The sequence below is a fragment of the Caulobacter sp. X genome (assembly GCF_002742635.1).
Taxonomy (GTDB): Bacteria; Pseudomonadota; Alphaproteobacteria; order Caulobacterales; family Caulobacteraceae; genus Caulobacter.
In genome coordinates, this window is record NZ_PEGF01000002.1 from 1,251,613 (window position 1) to 1,276,367 (window position 24,755).

Here is a 24,755-nt window from a genome sequence, read left to right on the forward strand (position 1 = left end):
TATGCCGCTTCTGATGTGCCCCAACTGCGACGGCTCCATGCAGACCGTGCAACGCGCCGGCGTCGAGTTCGACATGTGTCCGCGTTGCCGTGGCGTGTGGCTGGATCGCGGGGAGCTCGAGAAGCTGATGACGCTGGAGCGGGAAGAGACGCAGGCCATCTATGGCCAGCCGAAACCCTACAGCCGCCCCGATCACCATCACGATCACAGGCCGTCCGGATACCGCCGCGACGACGATGACGACCATCGCGGCGGCGCCTACGGCTATAAGAAGAAAAAGCGCTTCGACCTGTTCGACATCTTCGACTGACAGCCAGACCGATGAACCACCTCAAGACCTATATTCTGCTCGCGGGCCTGACGGCCCTGTTCGCCGGCGCTGGCTACCTGATCGGCGGCCCGACCGGCATGGCGATCGCCCTCGTCTTCGCCGTGGCGATGAACGCCTTCTCATACTGGAACGCCGACAAGATCGTGCTGCGCACCTATGGCGCGGTCGAGGTCGATGAGAGCCATCCCGAGCCGCTGATCCGCAACTACGCCGCCGACGTGGCGGAGATGGCCGCCAAGGCCGGCCTGCCGCGTCCGCGCATCACGGTGATCGACAGCGTGCAGCCCAACGCCTTCGCCACTGGCCGTGACCCGGCCCACGCGGCCGTGGCCGCGACCACGGGGCTGCTGTCGCTGCTGACCCGCGATGAGATCCGGGGCGTCATGGCCCACGAGCTGGCCCACGTGAAGAACCGCGACACCCTGACCATGACCGTGACGGCGACGATCGCCGGCGCGATCTCGGCCCTGGCCAACTTCGCCTTCTTCTTCGGCGGCTCGCGCGACGAGGAAGGCAACGGCGGCGGGCTTGGCGGGATGATCGGCGCGATCGCCATCGCCATCCTGGCGCCCATCGCCGCCATGCTGGTGCAGATGGCCATCAGCCGCTCGCGCGAGTACGAGGCCGACCGCGTCGGCGCCCAGATCGCTGGCGATCCCGACTCCCTGGCGCGCGCGCTGGAGAAGATCGAGGCCTATGCCCGGGGCGGTTACGAGAACGTCCAGGCCGAGCGCAATCCGGCCACGGCCCACATGTTCATCATCAACCCGCTGGCCGGGAAGGGCGCCGACAGTCTGTTCTCGACCCACCCCGCGACCCACAACCGCGTCGAGGCCCTGATGAAGCTCGGCGTCAGGCAGGGCGCGCGACGCGCCGCGGTTCCAATGTCGGAACCCGCGGTGCGTCCCAGCGGCGCTAGCTCGAAAGCGGGGCCCTGGGGCTAGGGAACAAGCGGCGGCAGGCGGCTATATTCCCATGACCAAGGCGTTCCGGTCTCTCCCAGGGCCGCCTTCACTAGGGCTGGAATGATGCGTTGGCCCACGCCGCTATTGGTCAGAATGACGACGCACCGTCGGCCTTTTTCGACACAGACCAGCATGTTGTCGGTGATGTCGTTGTGCCCGCCTTTTAGGAAGGCGTGGCCCTGGGGGGCATCGTGGACGACGACGCCCACGCCGGCCGCCAGACCGATCTTGGCGTTGTCGGGGTTTTCCTCGGTCGTCAAGGTCGGGAACTCATGGGCGCTCTTGATCGGCAGGCTGGGTCTGACGAACTCGGCGCGCGCCTTCGCCGAAAGCCCCCAGCCTGAGGCCATGGCGGTCGCGAGCTTGCCCATGTCGCCGATCGTAGTGTCCAGCGAGCCGGCCGCCTTGACGCTGGACCGGTCGTCGTGCGGCTCCCACTTGCCGTTCTCGTCCTGGCCGTCGGCGAGATTTCCGGCGAAGTCGGCGCGCCAGATCATGCTGGACCGGGTCATGCCAAGCGGCTGGAAAAGCCTGCGGTTCATGTCTTCGCCGACCTTCAGGTCCAGGCCCTGTTCTATGACGAACTGCATCAGGTTGATGCCTTCGCCGGCGTAGGCGTAGCGGCTTCCCGGCTTGAACTTGATGTCTAGTTTCTCGTCGGGGTTCAGCCAGCGGAAGTTTGGAAAGCCGGCCGAATGAGTCATCAGCATCCGCGGCGTGATCTCGCGCCAGCGCGGATCATTGGCTAGGTCGGCGTAGGCCTCGTAGTCGGGCAGGGGCTTGGGAAGATAGGTCGCGATGGGCTTGTCCAGATCCAGCTTGCCCTCGTCGACCAGCATCATGACGTAGTAGGCGAAGGCCGCCTTGGTGAGCGACGCCGCGTACATGATCGTGTCGGCGGTCAGCGGATCGCCCTTGGCGTTGCGGAAACCGCTAGTCTTGAGATGGCTGGGCTTGCCGCCCTCGACGACCGCGACCGCCACGCCGGGGACTTTGCCGACCTCTCTCAACCGATCGATCTCCGCGTCGAGCTTTCGATAGTCGGCGGCCGCGAAAGCTGGGGAGATCGATGCGCTGGCCATAAGTGTGATCAGGCTCAGAGACAGAAAAGCGGAACGAACGTGCACGGACCCTCTCCCCAAGGCTGGTCAGGCGGCCAGCGGCGCGCGATCTTCAGCCCAATTCGGTTCGTTCGCATAGAGGTCGATGGGCGCGCAGTATTCACGCAGAGGTTTCGTCCTGGCCGGGGCGGTTTTCACCTTGGCCGGTTGCGCGACGACGCCTCGCCTGGTCGCGGGCGAGACTTGGCCCGAGCTTGAGCCTCTGCTCGCGGTCTCCCTCGGGCGATATGAGGTCACGATCCGGATCGAAAGCAGGGGCTGCGCCGACCGCGCCAACATGGTGTTCCGGGTGGATCGCCAGGTCGGGCGGGCCGTGGTCGCCTTCGCCCGTCGTCGCCTGGAGACCTGCAAGGGGCCCAAGGGCTGGGCGGAGATGACGTTCAGCTATGACGAGCTGGGACTGAAGCGCGGCGAACGCGTCGTGATCGCCAACCCGGTGCTCAGCCCTTCGGCGTGAACCGCTCGACCATCCAGGGCAGGACGCGCGCGGGGCGCTTGGCGGCGATGTCGATCAGGACCCAGTCGGTGCGGCTCTGGGCGCACATTTCGCCGTCGGGGCCGTCGATGCGGACATAGCGCTCGAAGCGCGGGCCCTTGAGCTCGCCGACCCAGGTGTAGCCCGTGGCGATCTCGCCCAGCAGCAGTTCGCGGCGATAGTCGATCTCGTGGCGGCGCGCGACCCAGCTCCAGGGTGCGCGCTGTGCTTCGTCAGCCCAGGCCTCCCAGTGGGCGATGGCCAGGTCCTGCGCCCAGGAGAGATAGACCACGTTGTTGACGTGGCCGTTGGCGTCGATGTCCGACGCCTTGGGCTGGAAGGTCAGGGAAAAGGCGTCGCGCGGGGGCTCGAAGAGCTTCACGCGGCCAGGACGCCCTGTTCGGCCAGGAACGTCTTCAGCTCGCCCGACTGGAACATCTCGCGCACGATGTCGCTGCCGCCGACGAATTCGCCCTTCACATAGAGCTGCGGGATGGTCGGCCAGTCGGTGAAGGTCTTGATGCCCTGACGCAGCTCGTCGTCCTGCAGGACGTCGACGCCGACGAACTCAACGCCCAGATGGTCGAGGATCTGCACGACGACCGACGAGAAGCCGCAGCGCGGCTGATCCGGCACGCCCTTCATGAACACCACGACCGGATGCTCGGCGATGGTCTTGGCGATGAAGTCGATGGCGGGGGAGGCGGCGGCGTCGGTCATGGAGATGGATCCTTGGCGAAGGCCCTCAGCTAGGCGCCCTCGCGGGTGGGGTCAAGTGCGACGATCAGGCCCGGCTGACGGCCTTCTCGCGTTCCTGGGCCGAGAACCGGGCCAGCTCGATCTGGGCGCGGACGCTGTCGGGCAACTCGCGATCGACCATGGCGGCCAGACGCGCGATGTGGGCGGGATCGTCGATGGAGGCGCAGACCGAGGTCACCGCGGGCTCCGTCAGGGCGTAGGCCAGGCAGATGTCCTCGGCGCTCCAGTCCGGCGTATCGTGCAGGAAGTCGTAGCCGCCTATCCCGGCCAGGGGATCGGTGCGCCGCCGCCACAGCGAGGGCCGGGGCAGGACCTGGCCGCTGTTCCGCAGTGTTTGCGGCCAGAAGTCCTCGCCGAAGACGGCCAGGTTCCGGCGCTCGGCGTCGCGAAGACGATGACGATCTGGAAGGCCGGAGGTCAGGTTGAAAGGCGAGGCGATGGCGACCAGCAAGTCATTGTCCAGTACGGCGGGATCGACCTCGCCGCGCGTCGCGACGCCAAGGCCTGGCCTATCGCTCATTCCGCGCAGATCGTTTTCGAGAGCGGGCGGCAGGGTAGGGCCCAGGGGATCATTGATCAGCACAAGATCCGCGCGCTCCAGGCCCAGCGCTTCGAAGGACGCGGCCAAGCCTTGCTGGGGTTCGCCGCGCACGCGCAAGATCACGAACAGGCGCCCGCGCTCGACCGAGGCGAAGGCCTTCTTCGCGCCCTGACGCAGGGCTTCGGAGACGCCGTCCACCTGGAAGCTGTTGATCCCCTGCTCCAGCGCCTTCAGCACCAGCGCGCGAGCGTCCTGCGCGGCGTCGCCCAGGCGCAGGGTCAGCGCCGAGATCGCTACGCCAGATTTGCCCAGGGGACGATACCGCACGCGGGAGCGGCCTAGTCGGCGGGGGCGGCGGTTTCGAGCGCCAAGGCGTGCAAGGTTCCGCCCAGCACGTCGGCCAGCGCCTTGTTGACCAGTTGGTGCTGGCGCACGCGCGGCAGGCCCTTGAAGGCCGGCGAGACGATGCGCGCCTTCCAGTGGTCGTTGTCGCCGGCCAGATCGGTCAGCACGATCTCGGAATCGGGGAAGGCCGCGGTCAGGCGGGCTTCGAGCTCGGCGTGGGACATGGGCACGGCGGAGAACTCCGTTCTACGAAAGCTTCACTGGGGCAGGATGTCTTAAGAACAGCCGTACGCGATCCTGACCGCCGTGAGATTTAATTGAATTCGCCGCGCCGCGCACGGCATGTAAGCGGCATGATCAAGCTTTCACCTGCTCGCTCCGTCCTCTTCGCCATCGTTCTCGCCGCCAGCGCCGCCCATCCCGCCTTTGCGGGCCCTGGAGACAAGGCGCTGGAGGATGTCCGCATCCTGTCGGCCGACGACATGCAAGGGCGCGCGCCTGGGACGCCGGGGTCGGAGAAGGCCAGGGCCTACATCCTGTCCCGTTTCGCCCAGATCGGCCTCTCGCCTGTCGGCGAGCGGTTCGAGCAGCCGTTCAGCTTCGCCAAGCGCGATGGCTCGACCGTTCAGGGCGTGAACCTGATCGCGCGCATCAAGGGGACCGAAGGGGGCAAGGCGATGGTCGTTTCGGCCCACTACGACCACCTGGGCGTCCGGAACGGCGAGATCTACAACGGCGCGGACGACAACGCCTCGGGCGTGGCGGGCCTGCTGGCGGTGGCCGAGGCCTTCAAGGCCAAGCCGCCGAAGCACGACGTGATCTTCGCCGTCGTCGACGCCGAGGAGAGCGGCCTGCGCGGCGCTCGGGCCTTCGCGGCCGCGCCGCCGGTTCCGCTGGAGACCCTCGTGCTGGACGTCAATTTCGACATGCTCAGCAAGAACCCGAAGAACGAGCTCTATGTCTCCGGAACCGCGCCGTTCCCGTATCTGAAGCCGATCCTGGTCAAGGTGGCGGCGACCGCGCCCGTGTCCCTGAAGCTCGGCCACGACACCGACGCGGACGGCAAGGAGAACAACTGGAGCAACCAGTCCGACCACTACGCCTTTGGCGAGAAGGGCGTGCCGTGGGTCTATTTCGGCGTGGAGGACCACCCCGAGTATCACAAGCCCACCGACGACTTCGCGACCGTGCCGCAGGACTTCTTCAAGCGTTCGGTGGCGACTGTGGTCCAGGCGAGCCTCGCCCTTGAGCGGCAGCTGGACGACGTGAGCAAGGCTTCCGGGCGCTAGTCTTGCTGAAACCCGAACCGAGTCGGCGGCCCTTGGCGGAAATTCTCGTTTCTCCTTAAACCTATACGGGGGCATCCTGTCGGCAAGGCGGGGGGAGGCATAAGATCGACATCGTCGGCTTGAAGGACCGGATTTTGCGGGCCATTCCCACGGTCGCCCTGACCGTGGGCGCGGCCTTGGCGGCGGACTACGTCCTCAACGTCCTGATCCGCGGTGTTCCATCGGACTTCACGCCGGCGACGACCTTGATCATCGCCTCGGTTATCGCGACCCCGCTGGCCTTATGGCTGAGCAGTCAACGCTTGCGCCTGGAGGAACTGCACCACGCCCTGTCGGCCAGCCTCGAGAGCAAGCAGAAGGCCATCGAGGAGGCCGAGGAGGCCTTGGCCAAGTACCGCGAGGCGGACCGCCTGTACCGACTGCTGGGCGACAATCTGACCGACCACGTGGCGCTTTGGAGCCGCAAGGGCGAACGGCTCTACAGCTCCCCCAGCATCGAACCGATCACGGGCTATAGCGTGGAGGAGTTCCTGAACCTGCCGCCGACGGCCATGGTCAGCGAGTCCGATTTCCGTCGGGCGCAAAAGGTGATCATGAGCCGTACGCCCGGCGGTCCGCCCGCGAGCCTGGACTACGAGTGCATCCGCAAGGACGGCTCGATCATCTGGCTGGAAAGCTCCTATTCGCGGCTGGGCGACGGGTCGGGCATTCTGCTCGTCACCTCGCGCGACATCACCGAACGCAAGCGCCTTGAGCTGGACATCGCGCACGCGCTGGAGCTGGCCGAGGCGGCCTCGGCGGCCAAGTCCGATTTCCTGGCCAATATGACCCACGAGCTGCGCACGCCCCTGACGGCGATCATCGGCTTCGCCGAGGTGCTGCGGCGGTCGGGAAGGCTGGACGAGACGTCCGCGCGTCAGGCGGGACATATCCTCGACGCCAGCAACACCCTGCTCAGCGTCGTCAACGACGTGCTGGATTTCTCGCGTCTGGAGGCCGCCGGCCTGGAGCTGGATCCCGCGCCGTTCGATCCGGCCGCCATGGCCTCGTCGTGCGCGGCCCTGGTCGAGGAGCGCGCCGACGCCAAGGGGCTATCCGTCATCGTCGAGGCCGGAGAGGCCATCGCGCCGATGAACCTGGACGGCTCCCGCCTTTCGCAGGTGCTGCTGAACTTCCTGTCCAACGCCGTGAAGTTCACCGCGCGGGGCGCGATCACCGTCAAGCTCCGTCAGATGATCGAGGGGGATCAGGCCCTGCTGCGCGCCGAGGTGGTCGACACCGGGATCGGGATCGCGCCCGAAAACCGCGAGGCGATCTTCGACCGGTTCTCGCAGGCCGACGCGGCTGTGTCGCGGCGGTTTGGGGGCACGGGTCTGGGCCTGGCGATCTCGCGCCGCATCATCGAACATATGGGCGGCAAGATTGGCGTCGACAGCGTCGAGGGCGAGGGGTCGACCTTCTGGTTCGAGGTGCGGGGCCCCTTGGCCGACGCGCCCTCGCCCCCGGTCGACGCGGCAGAACCCCTGAACGCCGAGGCGGGCGTACGGCTGCTGCTGGTCGAGGACAACGCCGTGAACCGCGAACTGGTCAAGGCGATGCTGGAGCCGTTCGGCGTGATCGTGGAGACCGCCAACGATGGCGTCGCCGGCGTCGAGGCCATGCGACAGGGCGAGTTCGACCTTGTGCTGATGGACGTGCAGATGCCGGTCAAGGACGGCCTGACCGCCACGCGGGAAATCCGGGCGCTGGAAGGCGCGCGCGGCGCGGCGACACCGATCATCGCCATGACCGCCAACGTCCTGCCCGAACAGGTCGCCAACTGCCTGGCCGCCGGCATGGACGACCATCTGGGCAAGCCGATCAGTCCGTCGAAGCTGCTGGAGGCGGTGGCGCGCTGGGCGGGCAGGAGCCACGCGGCCTAGCTGGCGACAAGTCATGCGACTTCGCTGGGGCTATTGGCGATGACAACCGGTACGTTGTTGGGCATGCCTCGGCCTTCATGGTAAATGCAGGTCCCAAAGACGCGTGGGATCGCCGATTGCCCAAGAGCATAGATGAGTTCGATTGGGCGCAGACCCCTTTGGGGGCGAAGGAATCCTGGCCTGCTGCGCTCAGGACGACATACGACATCATGATGGGCACAGAGTTCGCGACCTGTGCAACCTGGGGTCCTGAGCAGACCCTCATCTACAACGCCGCCTATATTCCCTTTCTGGGCGCAAGGCATCCCGACGCCTTGGGCCAGCCGATCCACGAGGTCTGGTCGGACGTCTGGGGCGATATCGCGCCGCTGATCGCCAGGGCCAGGGCGGGGGAGCGCGTCTACATGGAGAACATGCGCCTGGTGATGACCAGGAACGGGGCTCCCGAAGACACCTATTGGACCTTCTCCTACAGCCCCCTGCGCGACGGGGACCGCGTCGAGGGCATTCTCGACATCGCCATCGAGACGACGGGGCAGGTCGTGGCCGAGCGCGAGCGGGCGCTGGTGATGGCCGAAACCACCCATCGGCTGAAGAACACTCTGGCCCTGGTTCAGGCCATCGCCCAGCAGACCCTTCGCGATGTCCCTGACCGGGAGCGGGTGCAAACCTTTGATGATCGTCTGCACGCCCTGGCCAGCGCCCACGACGTGCTGCTGCAACACGACTGGAACGGCGCGGACCTCAAGGAGCTGATCGAGACGGCTCTGGCGCGGGTGGCCGATCCGTCTCGCTTCGACGTTGAAGGACCGCAACTGGTGGTCAAGGCGCCGATCGCCCAGACCGTATCGCTGCTGGTCCACGAGCTGGCGACCAATGCGATCAAGTACGGCGCACTGACGGAGGGGACTGGAAGGGTGTCCGTCAGCTGGGCGCGCGAGGGCGAGCATGTCCGGATGGAGTGGCGCGAGCGGGGCGGACCGCCCGCGGTCACGCCGAAGCGCAAGGGCTTCGGCTCCCGGCTCGTCAGTCTGGGACTGACGGGCGCGGGCGGCGTCGAGAAGGATTTCGGACCGGAGGGACTGACGGTCCGCCTGACCGCATCGGTCGAAAGTCTGCTGGAGGCCTAGCGGCGCGAAGTCCGTCGCGGACGGCGATGCTCCGCGACGGTCTTTAGCCGATCAGGCCTTGGGCGCGTTCATATAGCCCGGCAGCCAGGCTTCGTGCGCGGTGCGCAGGGTCTCCAGCGGAATGCTGAACAGGCCATCCGAGGCGAAGGTCTCGCCGCCGGCGACGCCCGCGACGCTGGCTTGGACGCCGGCCTCCTTGGCCGCGTCCAGCACGGCGTCGGGATCGGGCGTGGCGATCAGGTAGCGGGCTTGGTCTTCGCCGAAGAGGTACGGGTGAGCGTGGGTCTGGCTGGTCGCGTTCAGGGTGATCCCGACCTTGCTGGCCAGGGCCACGTCGGCCGCGGCGACCAACAGGCCGCCGTCCGACAGGTCGTGGACGCCGGCGACCAGGCCTGAGGCGATCAGGCCGCGCACGAAGTCGCCGTTCTTGCGCTCGACCGCCAGGTCGACCGGCGGCGGGGCGCCGTCCTCGCGGCCCAGGATCTCACGCAGATAGATGGAAGCGCCCAGTTCGCCGTGCGTATCGCCGACCAACACCAGGGTGTCGCCCTCGGCGACGGCGCCGAAGCCCGTGCGCAGGTCGTAGTCCTCGAGCAGGCCCACGGCCCCGACGGTCGGGGTCGGCGGAATGGCGACGCCGTTGGTCTCGTTGTAGAGGCTGACGTTGCCCGACACGACCGGGAAGTCCAGCGCGCGGCAGGCCTCGGCCATGCCGTCGGTGGCCCGGACGATCTGGCCCATGGTCTCGGGCTTTTCGGGGCTGCCGAAGTTGAGGTTGTCGGTGATGGCGATCGGCAGGGCGCCGGCGGCCGTCAGGTTACGCCAGGCTTCCGCGACGGCCTGCTTGCCGCCTTCGTAGGGGTCGGCCTGGACATAGCGCGGGGTGCAGTCGCTGGTGACGGCGATGGCCTTGCCGGCGCCATGGATGCGCACGATGCCGGCGTCGCAGCCGGTAGCGCTGTCTTCCAGCGTGTCGGCCATGACGTGGCGGTCGTACTGCTCCCACAGCCAGCGCTTGGAGGCCATATCGGGGCAGCCGACGACGGTCAGCACGGCCTTCGTCCAGTCGGTGGGCGCGGGGATGGTGGCCGGATCCAGGCGCGGGTCGAGCTTGGGCTGGACCCAGGGACGGTCATACAGCGGCGCGTCGTCGAACAGCGGGGCCAGCGGCACGTCGCAGACCGTCTCGCCGTGATGCTTCAGCACCAGGCGGCCGGTGTCGGTGGTGTAGCCGATGACGGCGGCGTCCAGGCCCCACTTCTCGAAGATGGCGTGGCCGTCCTGCTCGCGGCCGGGCTTCAGGACCGCCAGCATGCGCTCCTGGCTTTCCGACAGCATCATCTCGTAGGCGCTCATGCCCTCTTCGCGCTGAGGGACCATGTCCATGTTCAGCTCGATGCCGACGCCGCCCTTGCCGGCCATCTCGACCGACGAGGAGGTCAGGCCCGCCGCGCCCATATCCTGGATGGCGGCGACCGCGCCGGTGGCCATCAGCTCCAGCGTGGCTTCGATCAGCAGCTTCTCGGCGAAGGGGTCGCCGACCTGGACGGTGGGGCGCTTCTCCTCGGAGTCCTCCGAGAACTCGGCCGAGGACATGGTCGCGCCATGGATGCCGTCGCGGCCGGTCTTGGAGCCGAAATAGACGACCGCCAGGCCCGGGCCCGGGGCGGCCGAGTAGAAGATGCTGTCGGCCTTGGCCAGGCCCACGCACATGGCGTTGACCAGGATGTTGCCGTTGTAGCCCTTGTGGAAGTTGGTCTCGCCGGCGACGGTGGGCACGCCCACGCAGTTGCCATAGCCGGCGATGCCGGCGACCACGCCGTCCACCAGGCGCTTGGTCTTCGGATGCTCCGGATCACCGAAGCGCAGAGCGTTCAGCAGCGCGATCGGCCGCGCGCCCATCGTGAAGACGTCGCGCATGATGCCGCCCACGCCCGTCGCCGCGCCCTGATAGGGCTCGATGTACGAGGGGTGGTTGTGGCTCTCCATCTTGAAGATGATCGCGTCGCCGTCGCCGATGTCGATCACGCCGGCGTTCTCGCCTGGGCCGCAGATCACGCGGGGGCCGCTGATCGGGAACTTCTTCAGCTGGTTCTTCGAGGACTTGTACGAGCAATGCTCGGACCACATCACCGAAAAGACGCCCAACTCGACGAGGTTGGGCTCGCGGCCCAAGCGCTTGAGGACAACGTCATATTCGGCGGGTTTCAGGCCGAACTCGGCGGCCAATTCGGCCATGGGCTTTTGGGGCGTGCTCATGGGCGCGCCTTCTAACCCGGTCCCCGGGATTCCGCCACAGCCCAGCGGATTTCTTCGCCGCGAGAACGGCCGACCGGAGAGCCGTCTCTCCCGACGCTGTTGGGAAAGTTTTGGAAAATCGTGAGCTTAGCTGGAATTAAGGCGGCTTGACCGGAGGAACGTCGGGACTCCGGGTTCGTTGTTCTTGCGTGCGTCAAGAGCGCGCTGTGAACCGAAGGAAAGCCCAATGGCCGAACAAGACCGCAATCCGCAGCAGCAGCAGAACGACCAGCAACGTCCCGCTCCGGGCCAGCAACAGCAACAAGGCCAGCCGCGTCAGAACGAGCAGGGCCAAAATCCGGGCGGCGAGGCCGGACAGGCCGAACAGACCGAGGAACGGCGCGACCAGCGCTGACCTGCAAGAACTCTCCGTAGAAGGAAGGGCCGGCGGTGATCCGCCGGCCCTTCTTGCTTTGAAATCCCTCCCCCAGCGGGGCAGGATTTGTTGGTCGGCGTCTACTTGGCGTCGACGACCGGCAGCTCGATGAAGCTGGCCGTATCGCCCGCGTGGAACACCCGCTGCGTGGCCTTCACATAGTCGCCGGGCTTGGCGAAGAAGATGTTCGGCACGAAGGTCTGCGGGTTGCGATCATAGAGCGGGAACCAGCTGGACTGGACCTGCACCATGATCCGGTGCCCCGGCTTGAAGGTGTAGTTCGCGGTCGGCAGGATGAACTGGTACTTCAGCGCCTTGTTCGGCGTCAGGGCCTTGGGCTGGCTGAAGCTCTCGCGATAGCGGCCGCGGAAGATGGTCATGCCGACCGGCAGCTGATAGCCGCCTAGCTCGGGCTGGCTGGGGACCTCATCCGGATAGACGTCGATCAGCTTGATGACCCAGTCGCTGTCGGTCCCGCTGGTCGAGGCCACCAGGTTCACCTTCGGCACGCCGGCGATCTTCAGCGGTTCCTTGAGCGGCTCGGACGTATAGGTCAGGACGTCCGGACGGCCATCGACGCTGCGCTGGTCGGTGACCAGCCAGGGCGTCCAGCGGCTGCGATCAGCGAACTGCAGCGGACGCGGGATGTACGGCACGGGCTTGGCCGGATCCGAGACATATTCGTCATAGGCCGCGTCGCCCTTGGCCGGCGCCGGTGCGGTGAAGTCGAGACCGCCCTTGGCTTCCAGATAGAGGTTCTTGGTCGTCTGGGCGTTGGTCCCGCCTTGGGGCCAGCTGGCGTAGCGGTTCCACTTGTTCTGGCCCGGATCGTAGATCAGCACCGGCGGGGTGTCGGCCTTGGGGCCGTCCTTCAGGTGCTGGTCGAAGAAGGGCTTGAGCACGTCGCGGCGGAACTGCAGGGCGGTGTCGCCGTCCCACTTGAACGGGCCGAGGTTGTAGCCGTCGTAATTCACTTGGCTGTGCCGCCACGGGCCCAGCACCAGGTAGTTCATGTCATTGTTCTTGTCCTTGGACTCCAGCGCCGGGTACGAGTGCACCGCGCCCCAGATGTCCTCCTGGTCCCACAGGCCCTGGATCCACATGGTCGGCACCTTGAGCGGCGTCTTCTCCATGGTCTTGTCGAGGGCCTGCTCGCTCCAGAAGCTGTCATAGGCCGTGTGCTCGGCCAGCTTCTTGAACCAGGGCAGTTGGTCCAGGCCGTGGTTCTTGGCGTAGTCGCCGGCCGACCCCTCGCGCAGGAAGTTCGAATAGTCGTCATAGCCCTGGCGTTGGACGCTCTCGCCCGCGCCGCGCACCGTCGTCTGGCCGGTGAAGTAGTCGAAGTTGATCTGGCGGAAGGCGCCGAACTGGAACCAGTCGTCGCCCATCCAGCCGTCGACCATCGGGCTCATCGGCGCCGCCGCCTTCAAGGCCGGGTGCGGATTGACCAGGGCCATCACCACCGTGAAGCCTTCGTACGAGCTGCCCAGCATGCCGACCTTGCCGTTGGTCTCGGGCACGTTCTTCACCAGCCAGTCGATGGTGTCGTAGGCGTCGGTGGAGTGGTCGACCTCGGAGCTGTTCAGCGGGCCCTTCAGCGGCCGCGTCATCACATAGTCGCCTTCCGAGCCGTACTTGCCGCGGATGTCCTGGAAGACGCGGATGTAGCCGCCGTCGGCCACGAAGGGCTCGTCGCCCTGCGGCATGGCCGCCACCATGCGCGAGCTGTCGGCGCGGGCCGCGCGCTTGGTGGCGTTGTAGGGGGTGCGGGTCAGCAGGATCGGCAGGTTCTTGCCGCCCTTGGGCACGACGATGACGGTGTAGAGCTTGGTGCCGTCGCGCATCGGGATCATCACGACACGCTTTTCGTAATCGTAATTGACCTTGGCGGCGACATACTTGCCGTCGATGTCCGGCGTCATCGCCGAGATCTGCGCCTGGGCGGCGGCAGTGAACACCGAAGCGGCCGCGGCGGCGAGCAAGCCGGCGCGCAAGACGGAAGCAAAACGCATGATGGTGGGCCCTCCTACAGAGGGCGGCACCTTAGGACCGGGATTTGCCGGCTGCTACGGTGTAACAGCACCGGTCAGCCCATTTTTATCCGCGAACGGAGAGGCTCTAGGCGCTCTGGAAGATGCTGCGGAACAGGATCGCGCCGTCTTCCGAGCCAAGATCGGCGTCGAAGGCGCGGTCGGGGTGGGGCATGAGGCCCAGGACGTTGCCCTTGTCGTTGATGATGCCGGCGATGTCGCGGGCCGAGCCGTTGGGGTTTTCCTTGTAGCGGAACACCACCTGGCCCTCGCCCTCGAGACGGTCCAGCGTCTCTTCGTCGGCGAAGTAGTTGCCCTCGCCGTTGCCGACGGTCATCACCGCCTGGCGCTGCTCGCCATAGCCGGCCGTGAAGCGGGTCTGGCCATTGACGATGTCCAGCTCGACGGGCTTGCAGACGTACTTGAGGCCGGCGTTGCGCAGCAGGGCGCCGGGCAACAGGCCGACCTCGGTCAGCACCTGGAAGCCGTTGCAGATACCGACGACCGCGACGCCCTTGTCGGCGGCGGCGACGACTTCCTTCATCACGGGGCTGAGCGCCGCCATGGCGCCGCAGCGCAGGTAATCGCCGTACGAGAAGCCGCCGGGCAGGACGATCAGGTCCAGATCGTCCGGCAGGGCCGTCTCCTGGTGCCAGACCATTTCGACACGCGCCCCAGCGGAGCGCTCGATGGCGACCTTGCAGTCACGATCGCAGTTCGAACCCGGAAAAACGATGACGGCGGCTTTCATGGCGCGGGCCTGTATCACCGTTCGGACGGAATGTCAGTGGGGCGAGCCGTTTAAAGCGCCCCCTCCGTCACGTCGCCTATCGGCGCCGCGCCACCTCCCCCGCAAGCGGAGCAGGAGGAAGACCCCGTCCTCCTCACCCGTGCAACGGGGGAGGTGGCGCGATGCGGATACGCATCGTGACGGAGGGGGCGCTTTTCAAGCTCAAGCGCACGCGTCCAATTCCGGCTCCACCGCCTCGCCGCTGGGCGGCGGGAAGGGCGCCTTGAAAGTGAAGGCGGCGGGTGTCGGGCCATGCGCTTCCAGGTGCGCCAGCTTCTCCAGCGCTTCCTCGACAGTCGGCGTGTGGCCGGCCGGGACCCACCATAGCGCCATGTAGAGGTCCATGTGTTCGAACCACTCGCGGCGGCGGCGCATGATCTCGACGTGGCCGCTGCGATAGACGTAGGCGCCGAGCGAGGGAATATCCTCCCAGACCGACAGGTTCGGGATGAACAGCGGATCGCCGCCGATGGCCAGGTCCGTGGCGTTGTTGCCATCGCCCTTCAGCCGCCAGACGAAGCCGGGGGAGCCTTCGGCCAGCGCGTTGATGCGGTCGAGGTTGCCGGCGAAGTCCTTGATCATCGGATGATCGATCGGCGCCTTCAGCCGCCCGACATTGACCTCGGCCAGGTGGAACTTCGCGCTCATTGATGGTCTCCCTTCCGCTCGCCGACGAACATCGTGTTGCGAAGCTTCGAGCGGAAGGGGCCGGACGCGCTTTTCTACAGCTCGATCATGTCGAAGTCGGACTTCGGCGTGCCGCACATCGGGCAGATCCAGCCGGCGGGGATGTCGGCCCAGCGCGTGCCGGGGGCGAGGCCCTCGGTCGGATCGCCCTGTTCCTCGTCGTAGATGTAGCCGCAGGTGCGGCACTGCCAGACCTTGAAGGGTTCCGCGCTCATCGTCGCCTCAGTGCATCTTGAAGCGGATCGGCACAGCCTTGGGGCCGCAGACGAAGTTGGCGGTCATGCGCGTCGGCGTTCCGTCCAGCTCGACGCTCTCGAGACGGGCGAACAGCTCCTCCCACAGCACCCGCATCTCCATCCGCGCCAGGTGCTGGCCCAGGCAGATGTGCGCGCCGTAGCCGAAGGCGATGTGCTTGTTGGGCGTGCGGTCGACCTTGAAGCTGAAAGGGTCCTCGAACACCGTCTCGTCGCGGTTGCCCGAGGGGTAGGACAGGAACAGCCAGTCGCCCTTGGCGATTTTCTTACCCGCCAGCTCGGCGTCGGCCGTGGCGGTGCGCATGAAGTGCTTCACCGGCGTGACCCAGCGGATCGATTCCTCGATCAGGCCCGAGATCAACGAGGGGTCGGCTTTCACCTTGGCGAACTGCTCGGGGTTCTCGGCCAGAGCCCACAGCGCCCCGGCGGTGGTCGAGGACGTGGTGTCGTGGCCCGCCGTGGCGGCGATGATGTAGTTGCTCATCGCCTCCAGGTGCCCCATCGGCTCGCCGTTGATCTTGCCGTTGGCGATGATGCTGGCCAGGTCGTCGCGCGGCTTGGCGCGACGGTCCTCGGTCATGGCGTTGAAATACATCATGAAGTCCATGACCACGGACTGGATGCTGTCGACGCCTTCGCCGGCGTCGGTGATCGTCTTGCCGCTGCGGTTCAGGTCCGGGTCGGCGTTGCCGAACAGCTCCTGGGTCAGTTTGAGCATCCGGGGCTCGTCGCTCTCGGGGACGCCCAACACCTCCATGATCACGTGCAGGGGATAGAGGAAGGCGACGTCCCGGGCGAAGTCACAGCGGTCGCCGTGCTCGGCCATACGGTCGACGAAGCCGCGGGCGATCTCGCGGACGCGGGCTTCCAGCGCGCGCAGGTTCTGCGGCAGCAGCGAGCCTTGCGTGACCTTCCGATAGGCGAAGTGGTCCGGATTATCCATCTGCACCAGCGAGCGGACCAGGTGAGGGGACCCGCCCATCATCTCGCGCACCTTGCGATCGGCCTCGATCGTGGTCAGCACCGTGGCGCGGTCGCCGTTGTGAAAGAGCTCGTTCTGGCGCTCGACCTCCAGGATGTCGGCGTGGCGCGTGACCACCCAGAACGGATCGAAGCCCTCGGGCTGGGCCACATCCAGCGGCGCCTCCTTGCGCAGCCAGGCGAAGGCCTGATCGACGCGGTCGCCGTCGGCATAGGCGGTGGGATCGACAATGTCCTTGGCGATGTCGGCGGGGATTGTCATGCAGGCCTCCTGGTTCTCCCAAGGATGGCTCTCCGGCCATCTCAATTATTTGCTTGTTGTCCAACAAATAACTAAGTTCGGCAAGATGACGTCGTCCCTTAAGGTTCCCGAGCGCCGCACCCAGTCAGACCGCCGCCAGCAGTCGGAGGCCGAGCTGCTGCGCGCCGCGGCCGAGCTGATCGCCGAGCAGGGCGTGGCCGCGGCCACTTTCGAGAACATCGGACTGCGGGCGGGTTACAGCCGGGGGCTGGTGACCCAGCGGTTCGGATCCAAGCAAGGGCTGATCGAGGCGCTGATCGCCCGGCTGCAGACGCGGCTTGAAGCGGTGATGGATGACCGCCGCCTGGACCAGCTCGACGGGCTGGAGGCGGTGCTGGGCTTCGTCGACGCCTTCCTGACGAACCTGTCGCGGGACGGCGAGATGCGGGCGTATTTCGTGCTGCTGGCCGGCGCGGTGGCCGACGTCTCTGACCTGCGCGCGCCCTTCGCCCTGGCGCACAAGGGCGCCGAGGAGCGTCTGGAGGCCATGGTGCTGCGGGGGCAGGCCGAGGGCGTGATCCGCGAAGGCCTGAACGCCGATGCGACGGCGCTGATGGTGGGGTCGTTGCTGCTGGGCCTCTCGACCCAGCTGCTGATCGATCCCGGCATGGACCTGGAGCCCATCCGGGAGACCAGCCTGGCGATGCTCAGGACGAGCTTCGCCGCTTAGGCCCAAGTCAACTCAGGCGACGTCGATGCGGTAGCTTTCGATCACGGTGTTGGCCAGCAGCTTCTCGCACATGGCCTTGACCTCGGCCTTGGCCTTTTCGGCGTCGGTCTCGGCCAGGTCGAACTCGATGACGCGGCCGACCCGGGCGTCCTTGACGCCAGCCCAGCCCAGGCCGTGCAGAGCGTTCTCGACGGCCTTGCCCTGGACGTCGAGCACGCCGGGCTTCAGGAACACGTGGACGGTGGCTTTCACTGACAAACTCTCCCTTCGCGACGCCGGGCGTCGCGACGACTTCCGACCGAAGGCTTAGTGCACGCCGCCTTGGATGACGGTCGGCATTTCCTTCATGATCCCCAGGCGGCGGGCCACCTCGGTATAGCTCTCGATGACGTTGCCGAGGTCGCGGCGGAAGCGATCCTTGTCCAGCTTCTCGTTGGTCGCGGCGTCCCACAGGCGGCAGCTGTCGGGGCTGATCTCGTCGGCCAGGATGATGCGCGAGAAGTCGCCTTCGTAGACGCGGCCGAACTCGATCTTGAAGTCCACCAGCGTGATGCCGACGCCGCTGAATAGGCCCGACAGGTAGTCGTTCACGCGCAGGGCCATGGCCATCATGTCGTCGATCTCCTGGGTCGCGGCCCAGTTGAACGCGGTGATGTGCTCCTCGGAGACCATCGGGTCGCCGAGCTTGTCGTCCTTGTAGTAGAACTCGATGATCGAGCGGGGCAGGGGCTGGCCCTCGGTCAGACCCAGGCGCGTGGCGATCGAGCCGGCGGCGATGTTGCGCACCACGACCTCGAGCGGAACGATCTCGACTTCCTTGATCAGCTGCTCGCGCAGGTTCAGGCGGCGGATGAAGTGGTTCTGCACGCCGATCGAGTTCAGGCGAGTCATGATGTACTCGCTGATCCGGTTGTTGATCACGCCCTTGCCTTCCAGGACCGCCTTCTTCTGCGCGTTGAACGCGGTGGCGTCGTCCTTGAAGTACTGGATCAGGGTGCCGGGCTCGGGGCCCTCGTACAGGATCTTGGCCTTGCCTTCGTAGATCTTCTTGCGACGGGTCGTCATGGCTCTCGTCGAGGCCCTTTTTGGAAGCGCGCGCCGCCCATACCCGGAAAAACTTCCCGAGAAACGAAAAGCGCGCGCGGCGGATAGCTGCGCGCGGCTTTCGACTCAAGGCCGCTCACTAAAAAATGTCCGTCGGAACCTACCCGAATGAGCGCGATGGCGCAAACAAAGGCGGGCGAATTTGGTTTATGCTAAGGACTATAAACGCCGCTCGGGACGATCCCGAGATTGCGGACCGAAGCGGCACGATATATGCAGCCGGCTCAGACGACTTTGGGGCCTTCATGACCACCTTCGACGAACGCGAGCAGGGTTTCGAACGTAAGTTCGCGCTGGACCAGGAACTGGAATTCAAGGCGGCCGCGCGCCGCAACCGCCTTCTGGGCGAATGGGCGGCCGGCCTGATGGGCCTGGCGACCGCCGAGGAATACGCGCGCGCCGTGGTCAAGTCCGATTTCGAACAGCCGGGCGACGACGACGTTTTCCGCAAGGTTTACGAGGACTTGAAGGGCTCGGGCGTCTCGATCGGCGAGGGCGAGGTCCGCATGAAGATGGCCGAGTTGCTGGCTCAGGCCCGCGAGCAGATCAAGGCCGGCGAGTAAGCACGGGCCTGATCGCCGATTGAATGAGGCCGCCCTTCGGGGCGGCCTTTTTCGTGCGCGATCGGCCGCCCGCCGCGTTCGATTTATTCTAAAAATACCTGGGGTGGAGCTGGCGCGGCCCGCTTTCCGCGAGGCCTTGCCATGTCCGGACTTGGTTAATGGCGATAGGCGAGTTCCGGATCGATATGCAAGCATAGGCTGTTAGAAATTCAAATTTTCGCCCAGGTTTTATCTGGCGTCCCCGGCGCGGAGGATCAATGTGCCGCCCGGCGGCCGTGACGGTCGCCTTCGAGCAGGGAGAACGTCCAATGACTGCTGATGTCGGTACGCTTCATACCCAAAAAACCGCCAGCGATGTGCTGGGCCTCTATTTCGTCAAGGCCGTGGTCGGCAACGCCGGGACGCCCGGCGCGCCGCTGGTCAATCTGGCGCTGTCGGTCCAGGCCGCCTCGGGTCACGTCGCCGGCATCGCCGAGATCACCCAGGCGGTGCCTGGCGGCAATCACCGGTTCCCGGTCACCGGCCAGATCTATCAGACCGGCCTTGGCCCCAATCACCAACTGGTCTCGCTGCAGGGCGAGTTCGTCTACACGGTGCCGCCGCCGGCGATCGGCTCGTTCCTGGCCAAGTTCACCGCGGCCCTGTCGGTCGATCAGCAGTGGAACGGTTCTGGCGGCTTCAACTACGTGACCACCCACGTCGAGAACGTGCCGGTCAAGAATATCGCCTGACCCTTCCAAGGCGCTTGGCCCGCGTCGCCTCGATCGGCGGCGCGGGCTTTCTTATGATCCGTGGGGCTGGAGGAACGACGCCAAGGACCGCCAAGCCTCCAGCTTCTGCTCGAACGTCCGCGCCGCGTGGGCTGGACTCGAGGAGGGCAGGGCCAGCGTCGGGACGCGGTCGCCCAGCAGCTTGCCGCCCAGCTTGGCCGCGGTCCCGCCGTTGAAGGCCACGCCTTTCAGGCTTGGCAGGGTTTCGATCAGCGCCAGCAGGTCGTTGGCCGCCGGATCGCGGATGGCCGCGTCCAGGCTGCCGGGGCGCTGGGCCTCCGCGATCACGTCCCACAGGCCGACGCCGCGGGCCAGCAGCGCGGCGAGGCGTTCTTCATAGGGCAGGGGCGTCAGCGAGACGTCCAGCACCCGCTCCATCAACCGCCAGAAGGCGTTCCTGGGATTGCCGTAGTACTGGCGCGCGGCCAGCGAGGCCTCGCCGGGCAGGCTGCCCAGGATCAGGACGCGGACGTTCGCGTCGACGACCGGGGGAAAGCCCCGCTTAACCGCCGCCATGGGGCGGGTCGTTGCGCAGCCAGCCGGTGACCATCAACCGCGCCGCGCCGGCGTAGGGCGCGACCGGCGCGACCGAGTGGACGCGGGGCACGCGGAACAGGGTCAGGGTGTTCCAGGCCGGCGCATAGCCGCGCTCGACGTCGCCCTTGGCGTCATGAAACAGCAGTTGGCCGCCCCAATCCGGTCGCCAGGTCCGCGTCAGGCCCAGGGTGTAGGCCGCAAGGCGCTCGCCCACGCCGGTGTCGTCGTGCAGGGTCAGAAAGTCGCCGGGGCGGTAGCAGGTGGCCTGGCCGTCGATCTTGGTGACGCTCGTCTCTACCGTCACCGCCGAGCAGAAGCCGATGAAGGCCTCGCTGTTCAGGAACTCGGTCAGGGCGTGGATCGGATGGCCCGGATCGCGGCCGGCCAGATAGGCGTCGATCATCGGATAGCCGAGATAGACATAGGCGAAGCCGTCGCGGGCCCGGGTCGTGGCCGCGTGCAGCCGCTGAGCCACCGCTTCGCCGCCCAGGGCCTGCCGGCGCGCGCGGTCCAGGACCTCGGCCTTGCCGCGCTCGTCCGAGCAGATGATGTCCCAGTCGATGGTCTGTTCGAGAATGCCGGCCAGCCGATCGACCACGGCGGGCTCGAAGACGTCCGGAATACGCGCCACGCCCTCGCGAGCGTAGGCCGCCGCGAAGGCGGCCGGATCAAGCGCCGGGTTCAGGCGCAGGATCGGCGCGTCGTCCAAGGTCTTACGCGTCCTGGCCGAAGACGCGCTTGAAGATCACGTCGACGTTCTTGGTGTGATAGCCGTAGTCGAACAGCTCCTCGAGCACGCTGTCCGACAGGGCCTTGGACACCACCGGATCGGCCTTCAGGAAGTCGATGAACCGGCCTTCGCCGCGCCAGACCTTCATGGCGTTGCCCTGGACGGCGGCGTAGGCGTCTTCGCGCGACACGCCTTCCTGGGTCAGGGCCAGCATGACGCGCTGCGAGAAGACGAGGCCCCCCAGCTTGTCCAGGTTCTTGGCCATGTTGTCGGGATAGATATTGAAGCGCTCGATGACGCCGGCCAGGCGGCGCAGGGCGAAGTCGAGGTGGATGGTGGCGTCCGGGCCGATGCCGCGCTCGACCGACGAGTGGCTGATGTCGCGCTCGTGCCAGAGGGCGACGTTCTCCATCGCCGGCACCACGGCCGAGCGGACCAGGCGGGCAAGGCCCGTGAGGTTCTCGGTCAGGATCGGGTTGCGCTTGTGCGGCATGGCCGAGCTGCCCTTCTGGCCCGGATCGAAGGGCTCCTCGGCTTCCAGCACCTCGGTGCGCTGCAGGTGGCGGATCTCGGTGGCGAGACGCTCGACCGACGAGGCGACCACGCCCAGGGCCGCGAAATAGGCCGCGTGGCGGTCGCGCGGGATGACCTGGGTCGAGACCGGCTCGACGGCCAGGCCCATCTTGTCGGCCACATGCTGTTCGACGCGCGGATCGACATTGGCGAAGGTGCCCACGGCGCCCGAGATCGCGCAGGTGGCGATCTCGAACTTGGCCATCGCCAGGCGCTCCTTGGCGCGCTGGAACTCGGCGTAGTAGCCGGCCAGCTTCAGGCCAAAGGTGATCGGTTCGGCGTGGATGCCGTGGCTGCGGCCCACGCAGACGGTCATCTTGTGCTCAAGCGCCCGGCGCTTCAGCGCGGCCAGAACCAGATCGACGTCTTCCAGCAGCAGATCGGTGGCGCGCGACAGCTGCACGGCGAAGCAGGTGTCCAGCACGTCCGAGCTGGTCATGCCCTGGTGCAGGAAGCGGGCTTCCGGACCGACGATCTCGGCGACATGGGTCAGGAAGGCGATGACATCGTGCTTGGTGACGCGCTCGATCTCGTCGATGCGGTCGCTGTCCCAGACCGCGTCGCGGCCCTTCTCCCAGATCGTCTCGGCGGCGATCTTGGGGATGACCCCAAGCTCGGCCATGGCGTCTGCGGCGTGGGCCTCGATCTCGAACCAGATCTTGTACTTGGTCTGGCTGGACCAGATGGCGGCGGCTTCGGGGCGGGCGTAGCGGCTGATCATGGGCGGGCGTTTCGGCCGGGCGAGCCGGGGAGTCAAGGGAAGAGGGTTATTACTTGGCGCGAAATGGATCCTCCCCCGCGATGCGGGGGAGGTGGCCCAGAGGGCCGGAGGGGGCGAGCGCGGCCGGTGTCCAGCTAGCCCCCTCAGCCGCTCCGCGGCAGCTCCCCCGCAACGCGGGGGAGCATCTTTGGCCCTACGCCCCCGCCCGCTCCTTCATGTGCTTGACCAGCCCGATGGCCGCCAAGGCGTAGTGGACGCCGGCCCAGGCGTAGAAGCACAGCGAGATGACAATGCCTTGTTGCGTCGAACGGGCCATGGCGCCGGCGCAGGCCTTGGCGAGTTCGGGCGCGGAGCCCTTGGGCGCCAGGCCGCCGGGGCACTCGGCCGAGAAGCTGGCCGCGCCGGGGTCGCCGAACGATCCGGCCAGGGCGTGGACGATGCCGGTCGAGCCCGGATGGTTGAAGTTGAACTGCGCCAGGTGGTCGATCAGCCAGCCGGTGAAGACCGGCCCGCCGCCCAGGGCGATCAGGTTCAGGAAGAAGAACAGCAGGGCCGTGGCCGTGGCCCGCCGGCGCGGCTCGACCGAGTTCTGCACCACGCCGAAGGTCGGGGCCAGATAGGTATAGTGGAAGATGCCCGGGATCAGCAGGATCAGGGCCGTAGCCTGCCAGCTGGTCTGCAGATAGGCGGCTATATAGATCGGCGTGCAGATCAGCAGACCGATCGCCGGGGTCAGGGCGTACCAGCGGGCGCTCTTCTTACCCGCCCAGTCCGAGAGGAAGCCGCCGACCAGGGTGCCCACCCCCGCCGAGAATCCGCCGATCAGGCCGACGATCAGGCCGACTTGCGCCAAGCCCAATCCATAGGTCCGCACGAAGTACGGCGGCACGAACGCGCCGGAGCCATAGGAGCCGAACGAGGCGATGGTGACGCCCAGCACCATGTGCAGCACGGGCCACTTGCCAAACAGGATCTTGGTCACCGCCCAGAGCTCGGAGAACTCTTGGGCGAGCGAGAACCGGGGCTTGGCGGCCGGCTCGACCACGAGGTCCTCGGCCTCGATCGGGCGCTCGACGATTTCGGAGTGGCCGCGCGGGGGCTCCTTGACCACCAGCTTGACCAGCAGGGCCAGCAGGATGCCGGGCAGGCCGACGATCACGAAGGCCACGCGCCAGCTGAACTCCTGCGCCAGCCACCCGCCGGCGACGGCGCCGAACATGGTGCCCAGCGGGATGCCGAACGAGTAGATCGACAGGGCCGAGGCGCGCTTCTTGGGCTCGAAATAGTCGCTGATCAGCGAGTGGCTGGGCGGCGAGCAGCCGGCCTCGCCGACCCCGACGCCGAAGCGGAACAGGGCAAGCTGCGCGAAGCTGGCGGCCGCGCCGCACAGGGCGGTGAAGCCCGACCAGATCACCAGCGACACCGAGATGATCGTAACGCGGTTGTAGCGCTCGGCCAGCCTGGCGATCGGGATGCCCAGGATCGTGTAGAGCAGGGCGAAGTAGAGCCCGCCCAGCAGGCCTAGCTGGGTGTCGGTCAGCTTGAGGTCGACCTTGATGGCCTGGCCGATGGTGGCGATGATCGTCCGGTCGATGAAGTTGAAGGTGTAGGTCGCCAGCAGCAGGCTTAGCACCGCGGCCTTGTAACCATTGGAATAACGCGGCCGATCGCCGCCGGACGCACGCGCGTCGGCCATCCTGACTCTCTCCCTTCAAACATTTGTTCTAGTTCTTTGAGGGGACTGTGACGGAGCGGAAGCCAAAGCGCCAGAGGCTAATTTCCTCGCGCTGATCCAGGCGCTAAAGCGTTATTGTAAAGGCTTTCGTCGAGAGGAGCGCGCCATGGAACTCGTGATCGGCACCAAGCGGTGGTCAAGCTGGTCGCTGCGCCCGTGGCTGGCGCTGAAGCGCACCGGCCAGTCTTTCAAGGAGACCGTGATCGGGTTGCGCTGGGGTGACGCCACGACGGCCGAGATCGCCGCCTATTCGCCGAGCAAGCTCGTACCCGTGTTGCGCGATGGCGACCTGGTGGTCTGGGACTCGCTGGCGATCTGCGAGTATCTGGCCGAGAAATTTCCCGAGGCTAAGCTCTGGCCCGCTGATCCCGCGTTGCGGGCGCTGGGGCGCTCGGCGGCCGCCGAGATGCACTCGGGGTTCCAGTCCCTCCGCGGCGAGTGCCCGATGGCCTTGGACGAGGCACCGCGCAAGCTGGACATCTCCGAAGCCACCCAGAAGGACGTGCGCAAGATCGTCGAGCGCTGGAACCAGCTGCTCAAGCGCTCGGGCGGGCCGTTCCTGCTGGGCGAATGGTCAATCGCCGACGCCTTCTTCACGCCGGTGGCGACGCGCTTCCGGACCTACGAGATCCACCCGTCCGACTATGGCGACGCCGGCGCGGCCGGGGCCTATGCCGAACGCCTGCTCGAGACGCCGGAGTTCCTGGAGTGGGAGCGGGCGGCGCGGGCGGGGTGAAACGGCGAAGGCGCGGCCAAT

General features: G+C 66.7%; 28 protein-coding genes and 1 pseudogene. 11 read left to right on the forward strand and 18 right to left on the reverse strand.

Going from position 1 to position 24,755, the window contains the following annotated elements; genetic code table 11:
* The first annotated feature begins 1 nt into the window (after nucleotide 1).
* Both CSW60_RS18235 and htpX read left to right on the forward strand, forming a co-directional pair.
* Nucleotides 2–310 (forward strand): zf-TFIIB domain-containing protein, encoded by a 309-nt coding sequence (locus tag CSW60_RS18235; RefSeq protein WP_099538594.1) that lies wholly within the window; start codon nucleotides 2–4, stop codon nucleotides 308–310.
* Between the two features lie 11 nt (nucleotides 311–321).
* Nucleotides 322–1,275 (forward strand): zinc metalloprotease HtpX, encoded by a 954-nt coding sequence (gene htpX / locus CSW60_RS18240; protein ID WP_099538595.1) that lies wholly within the window; start codon nucleotides 322–324, stop codon nucleotides 1,273–1,275.
* Here htpX and CSW60_RS18245 read toward each other — a convergent pair.
* Nucleotides 1,272–2,423 carry a serine hydrolase gene (locus tag CSW60_RS18245; RefSeq protein ID WP_099538596.1) on the reverse strand — a complete coding sequence of 384 codons (1,152 nt, stop codon included), beginning with the start codon at nucleotides 2,421–2,423 and terminating at the stop codon, nucleotides 1,272–1,274. The genes htpX and CSW60_RS18245 overlap by 4 nt on opposite strands.
* A gap of 79 nt (nucleotides 2,424–2,502) precedes the next feature.
* On the opposite strand from CSW60_RS18245, the gene CSW60_RS18250 reads away from it, so the two are divergent.
* Nucleotides 2,503–2,874: a hypothetical protein gene (locus CSW60_RS18250; RefSeq protein WP_099538597.1), complete on the forward strand. Its 372-nt coding sequence runs from the start codon at nucleotides 2,503–2,505 to the stop codon at nucleotides 2,872–2,874.
* Here the strand turns inward: CSW60_RS18250 and CSW60_RS18255 are convergent.
* The 4 genes from CSW60_RS18255 to CSW60_RS18270 form a co-directional block, all read right to left on the reverse strand.
* Nucleotides 2,858–3,274: a thioesterase family protein gene (locus CSW60_RS18255; protein ID WP_099538598.1), complete on the reverse strand. Its 417-nt coding sequence runs from the start codon at nucleotides 3,272–3,274 to the stop codon at nucleotides 2,858–2,860. The two genes, CSW60_RS18250 and CSW60_RS18255, sit on opposite strands and share 17 nt — an antisense overlap.
* Nucleotides 3,271–3,612: a Grx4 family monothiol glutaredoxin gene (gene grxD, locus CSW60_RS18260; protein ID WP_099538599.1), complete on the reverse strand. Its 342-nt coding sequence runs from the start codon at nucleotides 3,610–3,612 to the stop codon at nucleotides 3,271–3,273. Before grxD ends, CSW60_RS18255 begins: the two co-directional genes overlap by 4 nt.
* Nucleotides 3,613–3,676: 64 nt before the next feature.
* Nucleotides 3,677–4,519, reverse strand: a complete 843-nt coding sequence (locus CSW60_RS18265; RefSeq protein WP_099538600.1) for a hypothetical protein — start codon at nucleotides 4,517–4,519, stop codon at nucleotides 3,677–3,679.
* A gap of 11 nt (nucleotides 4,520–4,530) precedes the next feature.
* Nucleotides 4,531–4,767, reverse strand: a complete 237-nt coding sequence (locus CSW60_RS18270) for a BolA/IbaG family iron-sulfur metabolism protein (RefSeq protein WP_066685791.1) — start codon at nucleotides 4,765–4,767, stop codon at nucleotides 4,531–4,533.
* A 123-nt stretch (nucleotides 4,768–4,890) separates the two neighbouring features.
* Here CSW60_RS18270 and CSW60_RS18275 point away from each other — a divergent pair, with 123 nt between their 5' ends.
* The 3 genes from CSW60_RS18275 to CSW60_RS18285 all read left to right on the forward strand — a co-directional run bounded on the left by CSW60_RS18275 (nucleotide 4,891) and on the right by CSW60_RS18285 (nucleotide 8,878).
* The gene (locus CSW60_RS18275; protein WP_099538601.1) at nucleotides 4,891–5,826 is read left to right on the forward strand and encodes a M20/M25/M40 family metallo-hydrolase; all 936 of its coding nucleotides are present in this window, start codon (nucleotides 4,891–4,893) and stop codon (nucleotides 5,824–5,826) included.
* Between the two features lie 104 nt (nucleotides 5,827–5,930).
* The gene (locus CSW60_RS18280; protein ID WP_099538602.1) at nucleotides 5,931–7,748 is read left to right on the forward strand and encodes an ATP-binding protein; all 1,818 of its coding nucleotides are present in this window, start codon (nucleotides 5,931–5,933) and stop codon (nucleotides 7,746–7,748) included.
* Between the two features lie 212 nt (nucleotides 7,749–7,960).
* Nucleotides 7,961–8,878, forward strand: a complete 918-nt coding sequence (locus tag CSW60_RS18285; protein ID WP_161495659.1) for a sensor histidine kinase — start codon at nucleotides 7,961–7,963, stop codon at nucleotides 8,876–8,878.
* A 51-nt stretch (nucleotides 8,879–8,929) separates the two neighbouring features.
* On the opposite strand, the gene purL is transcribed toward CSW60_RS18285, so the two are convergent.
* Nucleotides 8,930–11,137, reverse strand: coding sequence for a phosphoribosylformylglycinamidine synthase subunit PurL (gene purL / locus CSW60_RS18290; protein WP_099538604.1), 2,208 nt, complete (start codon nucleotides 11,135–11,137; stop codon nucleotides 8,930–8,932).
* A gap of 226 nt (nucleotides 11,138–11,363) precedes the next feature.
* Here purL and CSW60_RS23730 point away from each other — a divergent pair, with 226 nt between their 5' ends.
* Nucleotides 11,364–11,531, forward strand: a complete 168-nt coding sequence (locus CSW60_RS23730; RefSeq protein ID WP_201723087.1) for a hypothetical protein — start codon at nucleotides 11,364–11,366, stop codon at nucleotides 11,529–11,531.
* Between the two features lie 101 nt (nucleotides 11,532–11,632).
* Here the strand turns inward: CSW60_RS23730 and CSW60_RS18295 are convergent, their stop codons facing one another.
* The 6 genes and pseudogenes from CSW60_RS18295 to CSW60_RS18315 all read right to left on the reverse strand — a co-directional run bounded on the left by CSW60_RS18295 (nucleotide 11,633) and on the right by CSW60_RS18315 (nucleotide 16,556).
* The gene (locus CSW60_RS18295; protein ID WP_099538605.1) at nucleotides 11,633–13,564 is read right to left on the reverse strand and encodes a CocE/NonD family hydrolase; all 1,932 of its coding nucleotides are present in this window, start codon (nucleotides 13,562–13,564) and stop codon (nucleotides 11,633–11,635) included.
* 106 nt (nucleotides 13,565–13,670) lie between these two features.
* A complete protein-coding gene (purQ, locus tag CSW60_RS18300) occupies nucleotides 13,671–14,333 on the reverse strand; it encodes a phosphoribosylformylglycinamidine synthase subunit PurQ (RefSeq protein WP_099538606.1) in 663 nt (220 codons plus the stop codon).
* Nucleotides 14,334–14,409: 76 nt separating this feature from the next.
* Nucleotides 14,410–14,527, reverse strand: a pseudogene (locus tag CSW60_RS23240) (hypothetical protein); the annotation flags it as partial.
* A 7-nt stretch (nucleotides 14,528–14,534) separates the two neighbouring features.
* Nucleotides 14,535–15,020: a DUF3291 domain-containing protein gene (locus CSW60_RS18305; protein WP_099538607.1), complete on the reverse strand. Its 486-nt coding sequence runs from the start codon at nucleotides 15,018–15,020 to the stop codon at nucleotides 14,535–14,537.
* A gap of 74 nt (nucleotides 15,021–15,094) precedes the next feature.
* A complete protein-coding gene (locus CSW60_RS18310; protein WP_099538608.1) occupies nucleotides 15,095–15,274 on the reverse strand; it encodes a rubredoxin in 180 nt (59 codons plus the stop codon).
* Nucleotides 15,275–15,281: 7 nt separating this feature from the next.
* Complete coding sequence (locus tag CSW60_RS18315; protein WP_099538609.1) at nucleotides 15,282–16,556, reverse strand: cytochrome P450; 1,275 nt, start codon at nucleotides 16,554–16,556, stop codon at nucleotides 15,282–15,284.
* 85 nt (nucleotides 16,557–16,641) lie between these two features.
* On the opposite strand from CSW60_RS18315, the gene CSW60_RS18320 reads away from it, so the two are divergent.
* A complete protein-coding gene (locus tag CSW60_RS18320; RefSeq protein ID WP_099538610.1) occupies nucleotides 16,642–17,265 on the forward strand; it encodes a TetR/AcrR family transcriptional regulator in 624 nt (207 codons plus the stop codon).
* A gap of 12 nt (nucleotides 17,266–17,277) precedes the next feature.
* Here the strand turns inward: CSW60_RS18320 and purS are convergent, their stop codons facing one another.
* Together purS and purC are read right to left on the reverse strand one after the other, a co-directional pair.
* Nucleotides 17,278–17,517: a phosphoribosylformylglycinamidine synthase subunit PurS gene (gene purS, locus CSW60_RS18325; RefSeq protein WP_099538611.1), complete on the reverse strand. Its 240-nt coding sequence runs from the start codon at nucleotides 17,515–17,517 to the stop codon at nucleotides 17,278–17,280.
* Between the two features lie 54 nt (nucleotides 17,518–17,571).
* Nucleotides 17,572–18,330, reverse strand: a complete 759-nt coding sequence (gene purC / locus CSW60_RS18330) for a phosphoribosylaminoimidazolesuccinocarboxamide synthase (protein ID WP_099538612.1) — start codon at nucleotides 18,328–18,330, stop codon at nucleotides 17,572–17,574.
* A gap of 284 nt (nucleotides 18,331–18,614) precedes the next feature.
* Between purC and CSW60_RS18335 the strand changes: the two genes are divergently transcribed.
* Both CSW60_RS18335 and CSW60_RS18340 read left to right on the forward strand, forming a co-directional pair.
* Entirely contained in the window at nucleotides 18,615–18,932 is a 318-nt protein-coding gene (locus tag CSW60_RS18335; protein WP_041538493.1) for a DUF1476 domain-containing protein, read from the forward strand.
* 308 nt (nucleotides 18,933–19,240) lie between these two features.
* Nucleotides 19,241–19,663, forward strand: a complete 423-nt coding sequence (locus CSW60_RS18340; protein ID WP_099538613.1) for a DUF1842 domain-containing protein — start codon at nucleotides 19,241–19,243, stop codon at nucleotides 19,661–19,663.
* Between the two features lie 51 nt (nucleotides 19,664–19,714).
* Here the strand turns inward: CSW60_RS18340 and CSW60_RS18345 are convergent, their stop codons facing one another.
* The 4 genes from CSW60_RS18345 to CSW60_RS18365 all read right to left on the reverse strand — a co-directional run bounded on the left by CSW60_RS18345 (nucleotide 19,715) and on the right by CSW60_RS18365 (nucleotide 23,959).
* Nucleotides 19,715–20,218 carry a DNA-deoxyinosine glycosylase gene (locus tag CSW60_RS18345; RefSeq protein ID WP_099538614.1) on the reverse strand — a complete coding sequence of 168 codons (504 nt, stop codon included), beginning with the start codon at nucleotides 20,216–20,218 and terminating at the stop codon, nucleotides 19,715–19,717.
* Complete coding sequence (locus CSW60_RS18350; protein ID WP_099538615.1) at nucleotides 20,205–20,948, reverse strand: 2OG-Fe(II) oxygenase family protein; 744 nt, start codon at nucleotides 20,946–20,948, stop codon at nucleotides 20,205–20,207. The genes CSW60_RS18345 and CSW60_RS18350 overlap by 14 nt, the downstream gene beginning before the upstream one ends.
* A 4-nt stretch (nucleotides 20,949–20,952) precedes the next feature.
* Nucleotides 20,953–22,263, reverse strand: coding sequence for an adenylosuccinate lyase (gene purB / locus CSW60_RS18355; RefSeq protein WP_099538616.1), 1,311 nt, complete (start codon nucleotides 22,261–22,263; stop codon nucleotides 20,953–20,955).
* A gap of 193 nt (nucleotides 22,264–22,456) precedes the next feature.
* Nucleotides 22,457–23,959 carry an MFS transporter gene (locus CSW60_RS18365; protein WP_099538617.1) on the reverse strand — a complete coding sequence of 501 codons (1,503 nt, stop codon included), beginning with the start codon at nucleotides 23,957–23,959 and terminating at the stop codon, nucleotides 22,457–22,459.
* 145 nt (nucleotides 23,960–24,104) lie between these two features.
* Between CSW60_RS18365 and CSW60_RS18370 the strand changes: the two genes are divergently transcribed.
* Nucleotides 24,105–24,734 (forward strand): glutathione S-transferase family protein, encoded by a 630-nt coding sequence (locus CSW60_RS18370; protein WP_099538618.1) that lies wholly within the window; start codon nucleotides 24,105–24,107, stop codon nucleotides 24,732–24,734.
* The last annotated feature ends 21 nt before the right edge of the window (nucleotides 24,735–24,755 follow it).

Excerpts from the sequence above, each read along its gene's own strand:
- CSW60_RS18235 (WP_099538594.1), top strand. The coding sequence starts at position 2 with ATGCCGCTTCTGATGTGCCCCAACTGCGACGGCTCCATGCAGACCGTG.
- htpX (WP_099538595.1), top strand. The coding sequence starts at position 322 with ATGAACCACCTCAAGACCTATATTCTGCTCGCGGGCCTGACGGCCCTG.
- CSW60_RS18250 (WP_099538597.1), top strand. The coding sequence starts at position 2,503 with ATGGGCGCGCAGTATTCACGCAGAGGTTTCGTCCTGGCCGGGGCGGTT.
- grxD (WP_099538599.1), bottom strand. The coding sequence starts at position 3,612 with ATGACCGACGCCGCCGCCTCCCCCGCCATCGACTTCATCGCCAAGACC.
- CSW60_RS18275 (WP_099538601.1), top strand. The coding sequence starts at position 4,891 with ATGATCAAGCTTTCACCTGCTCGCTCCGTCCTCTTCGCCATCGTTCTC.
- CSW60_RS18285 (WP_161495659.1), top strand. The coding sequence starts at position 7,961 with ATGGGCACAGAGTTCGCGACCTGTGCAACCTGGGGTCCTGAGCAGACC.
- purL (WP_099538604.1), bottom strand. The coding sequence starts at position 11,137 with ATGAGCACGCCCCAAAAGCCCATGGCCGAATTGGCCGCCGAGTTCGGC.
- CSW60_RS23730 (WP_201723087.1), top strand. The coding sequence starts at position 11,364 with ATGGCCGAACAAGACCGCAATCCGCAGCAGCAGCAGAACGACCAGCAA.
- CSW60_RS18295 (WP_099538605.1), bottom strand. The coding sequence starts at position 13,564 with ATGCGTTTTGCTTCCGTCTTGCGCGCCGGCTTGCTCGCCGCCGCGGCC.
- purQ (WP_099538606.1), bottom strand. The coding sequence starts at position 14,333 with ATGAAAGCCGCCGTCATCGTTTTTCCGGGTTCGAACTGCGATCGTGAC.
- CSW60_RS18305 (WP_099538607.1), bottom strand. The coding sequence starts at position 15,020 with ATGAGCGCGAAGTTCCACCTGGCCGAGGTCAATGTCGGGCGGCTGAAG.
- CSW60_RS18310 (WP_099538608.1), bottom strand. The coding sequence starts at position 15,274 with ATGAGCGCGGAACCCTTCAAGGTCTGGCAGTGCCGCACCTGCGGCTAC.
- CSW60_RS18315 (WP_099538609.1), bottom strand. The coding sequence starts at position 16,556 with ATGACAATCCCCGCCGACATCGCCAAGGACATTGTCGATCCCACCGCC.
- CSW60_RS18320 (WP_099538610.1), top strand. The coding sequence starts at position 16,642 with ATGACGTCGTCCCTTAAGGTTCCCGAGCGCCGCACCCAGTCAGACCGC.
- purC (WP_099538612.1), bottom strand. The coding sequence starts at position 18,330 with ATGACGACCCGTCGCAAGAAGATCTACGAAGGCAAGGCCAAGATCCTG.
- CSW60_RS18335 (WP_041538493.1), top strand. The coding sequence starts at position 18,615 with ATGACCACCTTCGACGAACGCGAGCAGGGTTTCGAACGTAAGTTCGCG.
- CSW60_RS18340 (WP_099538613.1), top strand. The coding sequence starts at position 19,241 with ATGACTGCTGATGTCGGTACGCTTCATACCCAAAAAACCGCCAGCGAT.
- CSW60_RS18345 (WP_099538614.1), bottom strand. The coding sequence starts at position 20,218 with ATGGCGGCGGTTAAGCGGGGCTTTCCCCCGGTCGTCGACGCGAACGTC.
- purB (WP_099538616.1), bottom strand. The coding sequence starts at position 22,263 with ATGATCAGCCGCTACGCCCGCCCCGAAGCCGCCGCCATCTGGTCCAGC.
- CSW60_RS18365 (WP_099538617.1), bottom strand. The coding sequence starts at position 23,959 with ATGGCCGACGCGCGTGCGTCCGGCGGCGATCGGCCGCGTTATTCCAAT.
- CSW60_RS18370 (WP_099538618.1), top strand. The coding sequence starts at position 24,105 with ATGGAACTCGTGATCGGCACCAAGCGGTGGTCAAGCTGGTCGCTGCGC.